This is a genomic window from Actinoplanes sp. CA-030573, from assembly GCF_050951115.1.
Lineage (GTDB): Bacteria > Actinomycetota > Actinomycetes > Mycobacteriales > Micromonosporaceae > Actinoplanes.
The window spans coordinates 7,827,496-7,842,046 of sequence record NZ_CP192038.1 but is presented as its reverse complement, the minus strand read 5'-3'; the positions used below and the strand labels follow the sequence as shown (position 1 = coordinate 7,842,046).

Below are 14,551 nucleotides of genomic sequence, written 5' to 3'. Positions count from 1 at the left end.
TGATCACACTTTGCCACGCTCCGCCGCGGCCCGCCTCGCCTGCTCGAACGGCAGCCGGTCGAACAGGAACCGGCTGTACGTGATCCGGCCGTCCACGACCGTGACGCACTCGGCCCCGGGCGCGCTCGCCACCAGGGGCGACGACGTGTCGTACATGATCAGCGCCTGCTTGTCGTCACCGTAGGCGGCGATCAGATCGGCGCCGGTGAGCGTGCGGGCGAACGGCTCGAGGAAGTTGCGGTAGGCGGCGACGCCCTCGATCCGGCCGGCCGGGGCGTCGCAGACGATGTCCGCGGCGACGTAGGTCATGGCGCGGTCCAGGTCCTTGCCCGTCCACGCGTGGTAGTAGTCCAGTGCGATGCGCAATGCGTCCATGCCGGTACTGACAACGCCGCGCCCGCGAACGGAACGGTCGTGCCAGGATCGCGGCGTGGACGATGAGGCGTTCGCGGAGCTGGTCGCCCCGCACCGGGGCGAGCTGCTGCTGCACTGCTACCGGATGCTGGGCTCGCGGGCCGACGCCGAGGACGCCCTGCAGGAGACGCTGCTGGCGGCCTGGCGGGGAATCGGCGGCTTCGAGGGTCGCTCGTCGCTGCGTACGTGGCTCTACCGGATCGCCACCAATCGCTGCCTCAACGCCCGCCGCCGGGTGCCGCCCGCACCGGCGCCGCCGTTCACGCCGCCGGCGCCGACCCGGCTCGGCGAGGTGACCTGGCTGCAGCCGTTCCCGGACGAGCTGCTCGCGGCCGTGCCCGACGACGCGCCCGGTCCCGAGGCCCGCTACCAGATGCGCGAGGCGGTCGAGCTGGCCTTCGTCGCGAGCCTGCAGCGCATGCCGCCGCGCCAGGCCGCCACCCTGATCCTGCGGGACGTGCTCGGCTATCCGACCGACCAGACCGCATCGCTGCTCGACCTGACCCCGACCGTGGTGAAGGGCCTGCTGCAGCGGGCCCGGGCCGCGCTCGCCACCCCCGCCTCCGCTGCCTCCCGCCCGGCCGACCCCGAGCTGCCCGCCCGGTTCGCCGCCGCCTTCACCGCCCGCGACCTCGACGGTCTGCTGGCCCTGCTGACCGACGACGCGTGGCTGTCGATGCCGCCGGCGCCGCACGAGTACCAGGGCCGGAAAGCGATCGGCGCCTTCCTCGCGGCGAGCGAGACCTGGCGCGACGACCTCGCGCTGCGGCTGTCACCCACGAGCGTGAACACCCAGCCCGCGTACGCCTGCTTCCTCGACGACGCGCCGGCCGGCCTGATGGTCCTGACCGTCCGTGGGGACCGTCTCGCGGCGCTCACCCGCTTCCTGCCCATGGTTGTTCCGTAGCGGTACCGTCACGATGAGTGCCGATGGGAGGGGCGATGGGCGAGATCACCAGCATTGACGTTCCCGCCGTGACCGCGATGGCCGGCGCCGTGCGCGAGGTCGCCGGCCGGCTCGAGCAGATCTCCCGGACGGTCGGGGCCTTCCCGGAGCCGGCCGTCGAGGGGTCGACCACCTGCGCCGACGGGATCCCGGAGGCGGCCTACCGCTGGCGGGGCGCGCTCGGGCGGCTCGCCGACGACCTGACCGGGTTCGGGGACGGGCTGCGCCGGGCCGCCGCCGACTACCACCAGGCCGACATCGAGGCCGAGGAGCGCGTGCGGGCCTCGGGGCATCCGGCCTTCGGGACGTATCGATGAGCGGCATCACGCTCGAGGGGCTGATGCACGCCGACACCGCCGGGCTGTGGGCGGCGGCGGCCGACTGGGACCGGCTGGTCGAACAGATCGACGACACCGTCGAGGATCTCGTACGCGGCACGCGTGACCTGCCGCATCACTGGCTCGGGGACGGTTCCCGGGCCGCGCTCGACCGCAACCACGAGCTCCAGCTCGAGATCGGCAACGCGCACCTGTACTGCGGGCAGATCGCGGCCGCGATCCGGCGCTTCGCCGAGGACCTGGACCAGTGCCGGCGGATGCTGCGGGCCGTGGTGGCCGAGGCCGAGGGCGACGGGATGCGGATCGACCTCGCCGGCGGGCTGATCACGGCCGGGTTGGAGAGCGCGGGCGCCGTCGACGCGTACGTCGCGCAGATCGACCAGATCCTGGCCCGTGCCGACGACGCCGACCTGCGGGCCCGCGAGGCGATCGAGCGCAACGTGCTCCGGGAGGAGGACCGGCCCGAGGGCGAGCTGCCCGAGCTGTACACCGACTTCCTCGTGCTCGAAACCGCGCCCTCGTTCAAGGCCGCCACCTGGCACGAGATGCATCCGCTCAACCGCGACCGGCTGATCGAGGAGCACCCCGAGCTGGTCGGGCCGGCGGTGGGCCTGCCCAGCGACGCGCGCGACCGGGCCAACCGGCTGCTGCTGCGGCGGGCCAAGGCCGATCTGCTGGCCCGCCGCGACCGGCTCGACGCCGTGCGGGACGGCGCGGCCGGCCGGGCCACGATGAACGTCGACGCCGGGCTGGCCGCGATCGCCGCGGTCGAGCGGAGGCCGGGCCGCCTGCTGAGCTACCCGCCGGCGGTGCTGGCCGAGGGCGATCCGGCCTGGGACGACTACGTCCCGCCGGTCGAGCGGAGGAAGTGATTTCGGGCCGGATAGCATCGGGAACGGCCCGAATCCGCCGAACCCGCTGAAGGAGAATACCGTGTCCGACCCGCTCGTCGTCCCGGCCGGGACCACGGCCGCCGACGCGGTGGCCAAGGCAGGCCTGCCCACGTCCGGGCCCAAGGCGGTCGTGGTGGTCCGCGACGCGTCCGGCCGCCTGCGCGATCTGGACTGGCAGCCCGAGCTCGACACCGACGTGACCGCGGTCGCCATCGACGAGCCGGACGGCCTCAACGTGCTGCGCCACTCGACCGCGCACGTGCTGGCGCAGGCCGTACAGGACGTCTTTCCCGAGGCCAAGCTCGGCATCGGCCCGCCGATCCAGGACGGGTTCTACTACGACTTCGACGTGCCCAAGCCGTTCCAGCCGGAAGACCTGTCGAAGCTCGAGAAGCGGATGCAGGAGATCGTCAAGGCCGGCCAGAGCTTCCGCCGCCGCGAGTACAAGTCGCTGGACGAGGCCAAGGTCGAGCTGGCGAGCGAGCCCTACAAGCTCGAGCTGGTCGACCTCAAGGGCGACGTCGACGCCAACGAGGTGATGGAGGTCGGCCACGGCGAGCTGACCCACTACGACAACGTCGACAAGGACGGCAAGCGCGTCTGGGGCGACCTGTGCCGCGGCCCGCACCTGCCCACCACCCGGTTGATCCCGGCGTTCAAGCTGATGCGTTCGGCCGCCGCCTACTGGCGCGGCAGCGAGAAGAACCCGCAGCTGCAGCGCATCTACGGCACCGCCTGGCCGTCGCGGGACGAGCTCAAGGCGTACCTCAACCGGCTCGCCGAGGCCGAGCGTCGCGATCACCGCAAGCTGGGCACCGAGCTCGACCTGTTCTCCTTCCCCGACGAGATCGGCTCCGGCCTGGTCGTCTTCCACCCGAAGGGTGGGGTGATCAAGCGCGAGATGGAGGACTACGTCCGCGCGCGGCACATCGAGGAAGGCTTCCAGTACGTCGGGACGCCGCACATCACCAAGGAGGGGCTGTTCCACACCTCCGGGCACCTGCCGTACTACAAGGACACCATGTTCCCCCCGATGCACATGGAGGGGAGCGACTACTACCTCAAGGCCATGAACTGCCCGATGCACAACTTGATCTTCAAGTCGCGCGGGCGGTCCTACCGTGAGCTGCCGCTGCGGTTCTTCGAGTTCGGCTCGGTCTACCGCTACGAGAAGTCGGGCGTGGTGCACGGCCTCACCCGGGTGCGGGGGCTGACCCAGGACGACTCGCACTCGTACGTGACCGCGTCGCAGGCGGCGGACGAGATCAAGCACCTGCTGAACTTCGTCCGCTCGCTGCTCGACGACTTCGGCCTCGACGACTACTACCTGGAGCTGTCGACCCGGGACCCGCGCAGCGACAAGTTCATCGGCTCGGACGAGCAGTGGGCGGCCGCCACCAAGGTGCTGGAGGACGTGGCCACCGAGTCCGGCCTCGAGCTGGTGCTGGACCCGGGCGGCGCGGCCTTCTACGGACCCAAGATCTCGGTGCAGGCGAAGGACGCCATCGGCCGTACGTGGCAGATGTCCACGATCCAGTACGACTTCAACCAGCCGGCCCGTTTCGGCCTGGAGTACCAGGCGGCCGACGGCACCCGCCAGGAGCCGGTGATGATCCACTCGGCGAAGTTCGGCTCGATCGAGCGCTTCTTCGGCGTGCTGGTCGAGCACTACGCGGGCGCGTTCCCGGCGTGGCTGGCGCCGGTCCAGGTGGTCGGCATCCCGATCCGCGACGAGCACGCCGGCTATCTGGAGGAGTTCGCCGCGCGCCTGCGCAAGGAGGGCATCCGGGCCGAGGTCGACCACGGCGACGACCGGATGCAGAAGAAGATCCGCACGGCCCAGCAGCAGAAGATCCCGTTCATGGCCATCGCCGGGGACGAGGACGTCAACGCGGGAACGATCTCGTTCCGCTACCGCGACGGCTCCCAGCGCAACGGGGTGTCGCTGGACGAGGCGGTCGCGCACGTGGTGGAGATCGTGCGGTCACGGGTGAATGCGGGGCCGTCCGCGGCGTGATCGACAGTGGCTCGACGGCGTGAGTGAGGCGGTGCCGGTCAGGCGCCGCCTCGCCGCGGGCGACTACACCTCGCGCACCATGCGGATCTCCCGCACGCCGTCCGCCACCTGGGCCGTCCCGTCGGCGGCGAAGCCGTGCTTGCGGTAGAACGCCTGCGCGCGGGGGTTGGGATCGGCCACCCACAGCGCCGCCGACTCCGTGGCGGCTATGACGGCCCGCAACAGCGCCTCGCCCGCGCCCGTTCCATGGTGGGCCGTCAGGACGTAGAGCACATAGAGCTGCCTTGCCCACGGCGCCGGGGAGTCAAGCGGCGGACCCGACATCGCGACGCCGATCAGCTCGCCTTCCCGCTCGGCCACGGCCGCCCGGTTCTCGCGGTAGCGCTCGTCGGTCAAGGCCGCGGTCCAGAAGCGCTCGCGGGCGGCCGGCAGACCCGGATCGTCGAGCACCGCATCGGGCATGAGCCCCCGGTACGTCTCCTGCCAGCACCGGACAAGCACCCGTGCCATCCGGGCGACGTCCTGCACCCGGGCCGGGCGAACGGTCAGTGGCGAGCCCACCGCCGAATCGTATGCGGCGGCACGTCAGGCGGCGGCCGGGGCGGGGGTGGCGGCGCGCGCCGGGGACTCGACGCGGGAGATGCGCAGCCAGACCACGAAACCCCAGATGACGAAGGCGGCGTAGACGGCGTACAGGATGGCGGACGGGTAGTAGCCGAAGTGCAGCAGCTCGGGGACGCCGACCAGGTCGACGGCGATCCAGCAGAGCCAGAACTCGACCCAGCCGCGAGCCATCGCGTACGTGGCCAGCATCGAGCCCACGAAGATCCAGGAGTCGGCCAGGTAGTACCACCAGGGGACCGGGAAGCCGGCCCCGACCGCGCGGAACACGAAGAAGCACAGGACGACCGCCACCAGGGCCGCGGGCAGGAAGATGGCACGCTGGCGGCCGCTCGCCCAGTGCGGGGTGACGGCCGGGCCGTGGGTGCGCGCCTTGTTGCGCTGCCAGCGCCACCAGCCGTACACGCTGGTGATGATGAAGAAGACCTGGCGCGAGGCCTGTCCGTAGAGCGGGGTGCCCTGGTCGTTGCCGATCGCCTGGCCCATGAAGACCGTGAACAGCAGCACGTTGCCGACGATGCCGACCGGCCACGCCCACGCGCTGCGGCGCAGGCCGAACAGCGCCGAGCCGAGGCCGAAGGCGTTGCCCACGATCTCCCGGTAGTAGATCGCCTGGCCGGGGGTTACCTGCCATTTGGCGGTGTAGAAACTCGTCAGCAGATGATCGAACCAGGCCACGGCTCATCGTATGGCCGCCCGCATTGTGGGGCATAGTGTGACGGTGACCGCCCCCTCCTGTCCGGTCGAGACCCGCCTCTACGAGCACGGCCGGGTCATCGCCGAGGACTTCCCGGCCGAGCAGGTGCACGAGAAGCTCGCCGGGCACCCCGAGGCCGTGCTCTGGCTCGACCTCTACAAGCCCAGCGCGGGCGACCTGGCCGCGGTGGCCGCGCAGTTCCATCTGCACCCGCTGGCCGTCGAGGACGCCACCCAGGAGCACGAGCGGCCCAAGCTCGACCGCTATCCGGAGCATCTTTTCCTCAACGTGTACGCGGTGGACGTCTCGACCGAGCCCGACCGGCCGCCGTTCGGCAAGACCGAGATCAGCGCCTTCGTCACCGACCGGGCCCTGATCACGGTGCGCAAGGCGCCCAGCGACACGGCCAAGTTCATCGAGCGGTGGGACGCGGACGCCAAGCTGATCGACGAGGGCCGGGTCGCGTTCCTGCTGCACGGCCTGATCGACGTGGTGGTCGACGGGCACGTCGCGGCCGCGCAGCAGCTGGACGTGGCGACCGACGGGGTCGAGGACGTGCTGCTCGAGGAGGGCGGGGCGCCCCGCGACGTACGGATGAAGGGGGTGCGCCTGCGCAAGACGGTGGCCGCGCTGCGCCGGGCGCTCGCCCCGATGCCCGAGCTGGTGTCGCAGGCCATGCGCAAGGAGCTCGGGCTCGTCGACGATCAGCTGGCGCCCTACTACCGGGACGTGGAGGACCACGCCAAGCACGCGTTCGACCAGGTGGAGCACCTGCGCGAGCGGATCGAGGGGCTGCTGCAGGCCGACCTGGCAGAGCAGGGCAACGTGCTCAACGACATCACCCGCAAGCTCGCCGCCTGGGCCGCCGTGATCGCCGTGCCGACCGCGCTCACCGGCTATTTCGGACAGAATGTGCCCTACCCGGGTTTCGCCCGGCACTGGGGCTACGTGCAGAGCATGGTGCTGATCGTCTTCTCGGCCGGCGGCCTTTGGATCTACCTGCGCAAGCGCCACTGGCTCTGAGCGCGTAACCTCCCGGGTGATCTCGGGGGAGGCGTGGATGCTGGCACTCGTCTGGGGCGCGGTACGCACTCGCCGCGCCCAAGTGCTGACCGTGCTCGTGCTCACCGCGCTCGCCGCCGCCGTGGCCGCGGCCGGCCCCTGGTTCGCGATCGCCGCCGGCACCCGCGCCGCCGTCACCGACGTCGCCTCCGCCCCGGCCGGCGAGCGCACGCTCTCGGTCCGGAAGATCGTCGACACCCAGGGCGACGCCCGGTCCACGCTCGACCAGTTCGGCCACACCGCGACTGGGCTGCTCGAGCTGCCGGCGAGCACCCCGGTGAACGGCATGGTGGTGCCGATGAACGCCAGCCGCGGCGGCGAGACCCCGACCATGGCGGCCGCCTACCGCGACGACTTCTGCGCGCACCTGCTGCTCGACGGGCCCTGCCCACGGCGCGACTTCGAGGCCACCGTCAGCGCGAGCGCGGCCCAGCAGCTCAACCTCGCGCCGGGCGGCGAGCTGGTCCTGCGCAACACCCCCACGACCGAGCCGATCAAACTGCACATCGTCTCCACGTACGCGTTGCGCGACCCGGCCGGCGCCTACTGGAGCAACCCGCTGTTCACCGCCAACGGTGGGCTCGACCCGGCCTTCACGCCGATCGGCACGTTCCGGATCCGCCAGTTGTGGAACCCGACGGTCACCTATGACGTGCAGGTGCCCGACCGGCTGTTGCGCGGCGACGACGGCTACGACCTGGCCGGCGTGCTGCGGGCCGCCGACAAGAACCTCGGTCTCGCCTCGCTGCGGCTGGTCAACTCCTCCGGCCCGCTGCTCGACGCGATCGAGCGGGACCGGGCCGGCATCACCCGCGGCGTGCTCGTCGCCATGGTGCAGGTGCTGGTGCTGGCCTGGTTCGCGATCGGGCTGGCCGGCCGATACACGGGACGCGACCGGCACGGCGACGCCGCCCTGCTCAAGCTGCGCGGCAGCACCCGGGGTGCGATGCTGCGCCTGGCCTGGGGCCAGCACCTGGTGCCGCTGGTGATCGGGTCGCTGCTCGGGCTGCCGCTCGGCTACCTGCTCGCCCGCGGGCTGGCCGGCCCGGTGACCCGCGCCGCCGACCAGCGGACGGCGCTGGCGCTCTCGGTGGGTGCGGTCGCCCTCGTGCTGCTCGGTGGTCTCGTCGTGCTCGTGGTGATCGAGGCCGCGGCCCTGCGCCGGCCGGTCGGCGAACTGCTGCGCCAGGCCGGCACGGGCCGCGGCGACTGGCGGTCCGGCCTGGCCGACCTGTTGCTGCTGGCGGTCGCGGTGGCCGCCGTCTACCAGGCCCGGGCGGCGGACGGCGGCACCGGGCTCGCGCTCGCCGCGCCCGCCCTGGTCGCGCTCGCGGTGGCGCTGCTGCTGGCCCGCCTGCTCGGCCGGGTCGCCGACCGCGGCGGCGGCGCGGCCGTGCGCACCGGCCACCTGCGGGTCGGACTGACCGCGGTCCAGGTGTCCCGCCAGCCCGGCGCCGACCGGCTGTTCGCCCTGATCGTGGTGGCGGTCGCGGTCTTCGCCACCGCCGCCGGCGGCTACGCGGGGGAGCGGGCCGCCCGGTTCGCCCGCAGCGGCGCCGAGCTCGGCGCGGCCCGGGTGCTGACCGTGCAGGCGCCCAACCGCACCGCCCTGCTGGCCGCCGTCCGCCGCGCCGACCCGGAGGGCGACCGGGCCATGGCCGTCGCCGTCGACACCACCAGCGAGCCGCCCGTGCTCGCCGTCGACAGCACCCGGCTCGCCGCCGTGGCCCGGTGGCGCCCCGAGTTCGGCCCGGCCGGCGCCCTGGCCACCGCCACCGCCCGGGGCGACCTGCCGCCGGCCCTGCCCGCGATCACCGGGACCGGGCTGGCCGTCGACGTCCGCTACGACGGCGCCGCCACCGCCACGCTCTCGCTGATGCTGCAGCACGAGGCCACCGGCGCGCCGGTGCCGGTGCGGTTCGGCGTGCTCGGGCGGGGCGAACGGACCCTCACGGCGCCGGTCGACGGCTGCGCCGAGCCGCCCGGCTGCCGGATCCTGCGCTGGGAGCTGGCCGGGCCGATCGGCCACGACGGCAAGCCCGAGGCGCTGCCGGCCGGCGCCGAGGTCGTCGTGCGGGGGCTCGACCAGACCGGCCCGGCCGCCACCGTGCTCGACGCCGCCGCGCTCGGCGACATCGCCCGCTGGCGGCCCGGCACCGAGCCCACCGCCCTCGACCTGGCCGCCACCGGCGGGGCGCTGCACCTGTCGGTCGACGCCAACCGGGCCGGCATCGCCGCCTACCCGGTCGACACCGAGCTGCCGCTGCCGGTCGTGCTGGCCGGGCCGGCCCCCGCCACCTGGCAGTTCGGCGCGCCGGTGCTGCATTCGTTCGGGGCCACGCCGACCCCGGTGCGGGTCGTCGCGGCCGTGACCGCGCTGCCGGTGCTCGGCCGGGCCGGGATCCTCACCGACCTCGAGTCGACCCGGCGGATCATCGGGGACGCCACGCCGGCCGGCGACTTCCAGGTGTGGCTGGCGCCCGGCGCCGGGCCCGGGACCCTCCACGCGCTCACCGGCGCCGGCCTGCGGATCAGCGGGGACGTGACGGACGGCGACCGGGCCGGCCGGCTGGCCGACCAGGCGCCGGCGGTGACGACCGGGTTCGCGCTGATCGCCGGGGCGGTCGGGCTGCTGCTGGCGGCCGCCGCCATCGCGGTCGCCGGGGCGGTCGACCGGCGCACCCGGCTCGAGCATCTGACGGCCCTGCGGCGGCAGGGGCTGAGCGGCGCGGTCGCGGTCTTCACCGCGTACGCGGGAATCGCCTCCCTGCTCCTGACCGGTCTGCTCGGTGGGCTGGTCGCCGCCGTGCTCGCGCAGCCGCTGGCCCGCGTCGCCGTGCCCGCCTTCACCGACGGCTGGGACGTGCTGCCGCCGCCCGGCGCCCTCGGCCCGCTCGCGCTGCTCGCCGCCGGCCTGATCGCGCTGGTCGTGCTCGGGTTGACCGGCTGGCTCGCCGTCCGCCCGCTGGCCCGGGAGATCGCCCGATGATCTCCCTGGTCCTCGCCATGGTCTGGACCCGCCGCGGCCAGTCCCTGACGCTCGCGCTGCTCGCCCTGTTCGCGGTGGCCGCCGCCGTCGCCTCGCCCGCCTACCTGGCCGCCACCGACCGGGCCGTCGCCGCCGGGCAGATCGCCACCGCCACGACCGCCGAGCGGAGCCTGTCGCTCAGCGCCGTCGAGGACGCGCGCGTCTCCGACGGCGGCCCCCAGTTCACCAACCTCGGCGCCGCCCTGGTCGACCTGCCCGGCTTCGACTACGTCTTCTCGGCGCAGTACCCGGTGATCGGGCTCGAGACGGACAACGTGATCGCCTCCCAGGTCGTCTTCCGCCAGGATGTCTGCGCGCACCTGCGGATCGTCGCCGGCCGCTGCCTGATCGGCGAGGGTGACGTGGTGCTCGGCGCGGAGACCGCGCGCCGGCTGCGGCTGGACGCCGGCGACCCGATCACGGTGACCTTCGCGAAGTTCAACAACAACGACGCGAACCCGCTCTACCTGGCCGACGGCACACCGAAGCGGCTGACCGTCGCGGGCACGTACGCGGTGCCGGCCCCGGACGACGGCTACTGGGGCGAGCACGGCTACTTCACCGCCGTGCCGGGCCGCGGTCCGGGCGAGCCGCTCTTCCTCGACCGGCCCACGATGGACGCGACCGACCACGGATTCACCCAGATGGCGATCGACGGCACCGCCGGCCCGGCCGCGCTCGACGTCGACCGCCTCGGCGCGCTGCGCGACGGCCTGGCCGTGCTCGGCGAGTCGGCCTCGAAGCTCGGTCCCGCGGTGCAGGTCAACACCGATCTGCCGGAGCTGCTCGACCGGATCGACGCCGGCCGGCGGGCGGCCCGGGCGCTGGTGCCGGTGCTCGCCGTGCCGCTGGTGCTGCTCGCCTGCTTCAGCATCTTCCTGGCGGTCAGCTACGGCGCGCAGGGCCGGCAGCCGGAGCTGGCCCTGGTCGCGCTGCGCGGGAGCCGCTGGTGGACCCGGTGGTGGCTGGCGACCGGCGAGAGCCTGGTGGCCATCGTGGCCGGCGCGATCGCCGGGTGCGTCGCCGGGCAGCTGCTGGTCGACGCGGTGGCGGCGGCCCGCTTCCCGTCGGTCGGCGCGGCGGCCGGGTGGGGATCACTGCGCTTCGCCCCGTACGCCACCGTGGCCGCGCTCGCCGCCGCCGTCCTGGCTCAGCGCCGGCAGTTGGCGAGCCCGGTCGCGACCCTGCTGCGGCGCAACCCGGCCCCGGTCAACGGACCCCGGGCGCTGGCCATCGAGGCGGTCGTCGTGCTGCTGGCCGTCGTCAGCGGCGTCCAGCTCGTCCTCTCCGGCGGCACGCTCACCGGGCTCGGCCTGCTCGCTCCCGCGTTCCTGGTGCTGGCCCTGGCCCTGGTCGCGGCCCGGGCCCTGGTGCCGGCCGTCACGTCGTACGCCGCCCGGTCGCTCACCGGCGGCCGCCTCGGCCCGGCCCTGGCCGCCTTCCAGCTCTCCCGCCGGCCCGGCGCCCAACGGCTGTTCGCGCTGCTGGTCGCGACCGTGGCGGTGGCCGGCTACGCGGCCTGTGCGATCGACGTGGCCGCCCGCGGCCGGGACGTGCAGGCCGGGCTCGGCATCGGGGCCGACCGGGTCCTGACCGTCCAGCCGGTCTACCGCAGTCAGCTGCTCCACGCCGTACGGACGATCGACCCGGACGGCCGCTTCGCGATGGCCACGGTCCGGCTGCCGAGCTCGGCCGCCGACGAGTCGCTCGGGCTGGCCGTCGACTCGCCGCGCCTGGCCGCGGTGGCGACCTGGCCCGGCGGCGGCCCGTCGGCCGCGTCGGTGGCGACCGCGCTGCGCCCGGCCGCCGGTCCGCCGGTCGAGTTCGCCGGGCAGGACGTGACGGTCGTCGCCACCACCACCGGGGTGACCAAGGGCCGGGAGCTGCGGCTCACGCTGGCGGTGTCGTCGCTGGCCGGGCTCGGCGACGCCCGGGTCGGCCTCGGCGAGCTGCAGCCGGGCCGCTTCACCTATCAGCAGCGGGTGCCGGCCTGCCGGCAGGGCTGCCGGCTCGACGGCATCCAGGTGACCGTGGCCGCCACCGTGACCGGCGTGACCGGCCGGGTGGTCATCGACTCGCTGGCCGAGCTCAAGAGCGCCGGCAAGTGGCGGGGCGGCGGGCTGGTCGTCGACGCGAACGCGCCCGGCGGCATCCCTGACGGCATCTGGCTCCGGCCGGACGACGCGCCCACGCCGCTGCCCGCGGCGTACTCGGGCTCGGCGCCCCCGACCGGCTCGGTGACCGGCCCCTCGGTGACCGGCTCCTCGGTGACCGGCTCCTCGGTGACCGGCCCCTTGGTGACCGGCCTCGACGGCAAGCCGATGCCGGTGCGCCTGGCCGGCAAGGTGACGGCCGTGCCCCGGCTCGGCGAGGACGCGGTCCTGGTCGACCTGGAGTACGCCGACCGGCTCGCGGCCGACGCGTCGCCCGCGCTCGGCCCGCAGGTGTGGCTCAACGCGCTGGCGCCGCCCGACATCCTCGAGCGGGTGGCCGCGCAGGGCCTCACCGTCGTCGGCGACACCCGCTCGGCTCAGGTCCGCCGCCAGCTGGGCGAGCAGGGCCCGGCGCTGTCGGTCTGGTTCTACGTGCTGGCCGGCGGCCTGGCGGTGCTGCTCGGCGCGGGCGCGCTGGTGCTGGCGGCGGCGGTCGACCGGGCCCGGCGGGTCGAGGACCTCACCGCGCTGCGAGACCAGGGAGTTCGCCGTACGGTGGCCGGCCGCGCGACCCTGTGGACCTATCCGACCCTGGTCGCGATCGCCGCGGTCGCCGGCCTGCTGGTCGCGATGGTCGCCTGGGCGCTGACCGGGTGGGCGCTCCCGCTCGCCGGCCTCGACCCGCCGGCCCTGCCGCTGCCCGGCTGGCCCCGCCCGCTGACCGTCCTGGCGACCGCGGTCGCGGTGTTCCTGGTGCTGGCCGCCGTCGCCGTCGCCACCGGTCGTGACCTCTATCGCCGCATCCGTTAGCCGTTGAGGAGACCCACGTTGAAGACGCTGACCGTCGACGCCGCCGACCTGGCCTGGAACGGGGATCGTCCGGTGCTCACCGGCGTCTCGGTGACGGCCCGCCCGGGCGAGATCCTGGCCGTCACCGGAACGTCGGGCGCCGGCAAGACCACGCTGCTGAGCGCCATGGCCGGCCTGCTGCGCCCGGTCGCCGGCCGGGTGCTGGTCGACGAGGAGCAACTGGCCGACCGCGACCGGGCGGTGGCGCTGGGCGTGGTGCTGATCCCGCAGGACAACGGGCTGGCCGCGATCCTGACCGCGGCCGAGAACATCTCGGTGGCGGTGATCGCCACCGGCGGCACGCCGGCCGAGGCCCGCCGCCGGACCGCGGAGTCGCTCGAGCCGCTCGGCCTCTCCGGCCAGGCGAACCAGCTGATCGAGGAGCTGTCCGGCGGCCAGCAGCAGCGCACGGCCATCGCCCGCGGCCTGGCGCTGCGGGGCGACGTCCTGCTGGCCGACGAGATCACCAGCGAGCTCGACGCGGCCAACCGCCAGCGGGTGATCGAGCTGCTCAAGGCCGAGGCCGCCCGCGGCGCCGCGGTCGTCTTCGCGACCCACGACCCGGAGGCCGCGGCCGCGTGCGATCGCGAGCTGCACCTCGCCGACGGCGCGGCCTCGTGGGTGCGCTCCTGAGCCCTCTGCTCACGCATGCCGCCGGGCGGGCGGGTCAGGCGGCGTGGTCGGTGCCGCCGGGGACCAGGGTGACCTCGCCGTCGATGTGCTGCACCGTGAAGAGCGTGCCGGGCGGGTAGCTCCCCAGCACCTCGGGCGGCAGCTGCACCGTGCCGTCGCCGGCGACCACGGCGAAGTCCTGACCGTCGCGGCCCTCGGCGCCGACCCGGCCGTCGCGGATCGTCACGGCGCGGCCCAGGCGGGCGCCGACCTCGTTGTCGTGGGTGACGACCACGATCGTGGTCTGGCGCTCGGCGTTCACCGTCTCCATGGCCGCCAGCACCTCGTCGCGGCCGGCGGTGTCGAGGCGGCTCGTCGGCTCGTCGACCAGCAGCAGGCCCGGGCCGGTGGCGATGCCGACGGCGAGGGCGGCGCGCTGGCGGCCGCCGGGGGTGAGGTCGCTGAGGCGCTGACGGCCCTGACCGGGGAGGCCGACCAGGTCGAGGATGCGATCGGGGTCGTCGAGCTTGATCCCGCGGGTGTGTGCCGCCCGGCGTTGCGCCAGCCATATGTTGCGGTGCAGGGACGCGTACGGCAGGAGGTTGCGCGAAGCGCCCTGCAGGACCACGCCGATCTCGGTGCCGCGCAGGCGGGACACCTCGCCGTCGGAGAGCTTGCCCATGTCGTACGTGCCGATGTTGATCCGGCCCGCGGAGGGCCGCATGAGACCGGCCAGCAGGGCGATCAGCGTGGATTTGCCGGAGCCGGACGGGCCGACCAGCGCGATGGTCTCGCCGGGCGCGATCGAGAGGTCGACGCCGGCGAGCGCGACCACGTCGCCGGCCTCGGCCCGGTAGATGTGCACGACCCGGCGGCACGCCACGGCAAGTCCGTTCATGGGGTCACGCTAGCGAAGATCCG

12 protein-coding genes are annotated in these 14,551 nt (G+C 74.2%); 8 read left to right on the top strand and 4 right to left on the bottom strand.

Annotation, left to right across the window (positions count from 1 at the left end; genetic code table 11):
- Nucleotides 1-3: 3 nt before the first annotated feature.
- On the bottom strand, nucleotides 4-375 hold the full coding sequence (locus tag ACQP2F_RS36085; protein WP_433295542.1) for a nuclear transport factor 2 family protein: 372 nt from the start codon (nucleotides 373-375) through the stop codon (nucleotides 4-6).
- 55 nt (nucleotides 376-430) lie between these two features.
- On the opposite strand from ACQP2F_RS36085, the gene ACQP2F_RS36080 reads away from it, so the two are divergent.
- The 4 genes from ACQP2F_RS36080 to thrS all read left to right on the top strand — a co-directional run bounded on the left by ACQP2F_RS36080 (nucleotide 431) and on the right by thrS (nucleotide 4,608).
- Entirely contained in the window at nucleotides 431-1,321 is an 891-nt protein-coding gene (locus ACQP2F_RS36080; protein ID WP_433295540.1) for an RNA polymerase subunit sigma-70, read from the top strand.
- A 35-nt stretch (nucleotides 1,322-1,356) separates the two neighbouring features.
- Nucleotides 1,357-1,677: a hypothetical protein gene (locus ACQP2F_RS36075; protein WP_433295538.1), complete on the top strand. Its 321-nt coding sequence runs from the start codon at nucleotides 1,357-1,359 to the stop codon at nucleotides 1,675-1,677.
- Complete coding sequence (locus ACQP2F_RS36070) at nucleotides 1,674-2,570, top strand: hypothetical protein (RefSeq protein ID WP_433295536.1); 897 nt, start codon at nucleotides 1,674-1,676, stop codon at nucleotides 2,568-2,570. Before ACQP2F_RS36075 ends, ACQP2F_RS36070 begins: the two co-directional genes overlap by 4 nt.
- Nucleotides 2,571-2,631: 61 nt before the next feature.
- On the top strand, nucleotides 2,632-4,608 hold the full coding sequence (gene thrS / locus ACQP2F_RS36065; RefSeq protein ID WP_433295534.1) for a threonine--tRNA ligase: 1,977 nt from the start codon (nucleotides 2,632-2,634) through the stop codon (nucleotides 4,606-4,608).
- A 63-nt stretch (nucleotides 4,609-4,671) separates the two neighbouring features.
- Here thrS and ACQP2F_RS36060 read toward each other — a convergent pair whose 3' ends face one another.
- Entirely contained in the window at nucleotides 4,672-5,169 is a 498-nt protein-coding gene (locus tag ACQP2F_RS36060) for an N-acetyltransferase family protein (RefSeq protein ID WP_433295532.1), read from the bottom strand.
- 24 nt (nucleotides 5,170-5,193) lie between these two features.
- The gene (locus ACQP2F_RS36055) at nucleotides 5,194-5,907 is read right to left on the bottom strand and encodes a nicotinamide mononucleotide transporter family protein (protein ID WP_433295530.1); all 714 of its coding nucleotides are present in this window, start codon (nucleotides 5,905-5,907) and stop codon (nucleotides 5,194-5,196) included.
- Between the two features lie 43 nt (nucleotides 5,908-5,950).
- On the opposite strand from ACQP2F_RS36055, the gene ACQP2F_RS36050 reads away from it, so the two are divergent.
- The 4 genes from ACQP2F_RS36050 to ACQP2F_RS36035 are packed head-to-tail and all read left to right on the top strand — an operon-like array spanning nucleotide 5,951 to nucleotide 13,651.
- Nucleotides 5,951-6,949, top strand: coding sequence for a magnesium transporter CorA family protein (locus tag ACQP2F_RS36050; RefSeq protein ID WP_433295528.1), 999 nt, complete (start codon nucleotides 5,951-5,953; stop codon nucleotides 6,947-6,949).
- A gap of 37 nt (nucleotides 6,950-6,986) precedes the next feature.
- Nucleotides 6,987-9,977 carry an FtsX-like permease family protein gene (locus tag ACQP2F_RS36045; protein ID WP_433295526.1) on the top strand — a complete coding sequence of 997 codons (2,991 nt, stop codon included), beginning with the start codon at nucleotides 6,987-6,989 and terminating at the stop codon, nucleotides 9,975-9,977.
- Entirely contained in the window at nucleotides 9,974-12,979 is a 3,006-nt protein-coding gene (locus ACQP2F_RS36040; RefSeq protein WP_433295524.1) for a hypothetical protein, read from the top strand. Before ACQP2F_RS36045 ends, ACQP2F_RS36040 begins: the two co-directional genes overlap by 4 nt.
- Nucleotides 12,980-12,997: 18 nt before the next feature.
- Nucleotides 12,998-13,651 (top strand): ABC transporter ATP-binding protein, encoded by a 654-nt coding sequence (locus ACQP2F_RS36035; protein ID WP_433295522.1) that lies wholly within the window; start codon nucleotides 12,998-13,000, stop codon nucleotides 13,649-13,651.
- A 34-nt stretch (nucleotides 13,652-13,685) separates the two neighbouring features.
- Here the strand turns inward: ACQP2F_RS36035 and ACQP2F_RS36030 are convergent, their stop codons facing one another.
- Nucleotides 13,686-14,528 carry an ABC transporter ATP-binding protein gene (locus tag ACQP2F_RS36030; RefSeq protein ID WP_433295520.1) on the bottom strand — a complete coding sequence of 281 codons (843 nt, stop codon included), beginning with the start codon at nucleotides 14,526-14,528 and terminating at the stop codon, nucleotides 13,686-13,688.
- Nucleotides 14,529-14,551: the final 23 nt, after the last annotated feature.

Bases quoted from the DNA above. Each gene is read 5' to 3' on its own strand.
- ACQP2F_RS36085 (WP_433295542.1), bottom strand. From the start codon at position 375: ATGGACGCATTGCGCATCGCACTGGACTACTACCACGCGTGGACGGGC.
- ACQP2F_RS36075 (WP_433295538.1), top strand. From the start codon at position 1,357: ATGGGCGAGATCACCAGCATTGACGTTCCCGCCGTGACCGCGATGGCC.
- ACQP2F_RS36070 (WP_433295536.1), top strand. From the start codon at position 1,674: ATGAGCGGCATCACGCTCGAGGGGCTGATGCACGCCGACACCGCCGGG.
- ACQP2F_RS36045 (WP_433295526.1), top strand. From the start codon at position 6,987: ATGCTGGCACTCGTCTGGGGCGCGGTACGCACTCGCCGCGCCCAAGTG.
- ACQP2F_RS36040 (WP_433295524.1), top strand. From the start codon at position 9,974: ATGATCTCCCTGGTCCTCGCCATGGTCTGGACCCGCCGCGGCCAGTCC.
- ACQP2F_RS36030 (WP_433295520.1), bottom strand. From the start codon at position 14,528: ATGAACGGACTTGCCGTGGCGTGCCGCCGGGTCGTGCACATCTACCGG.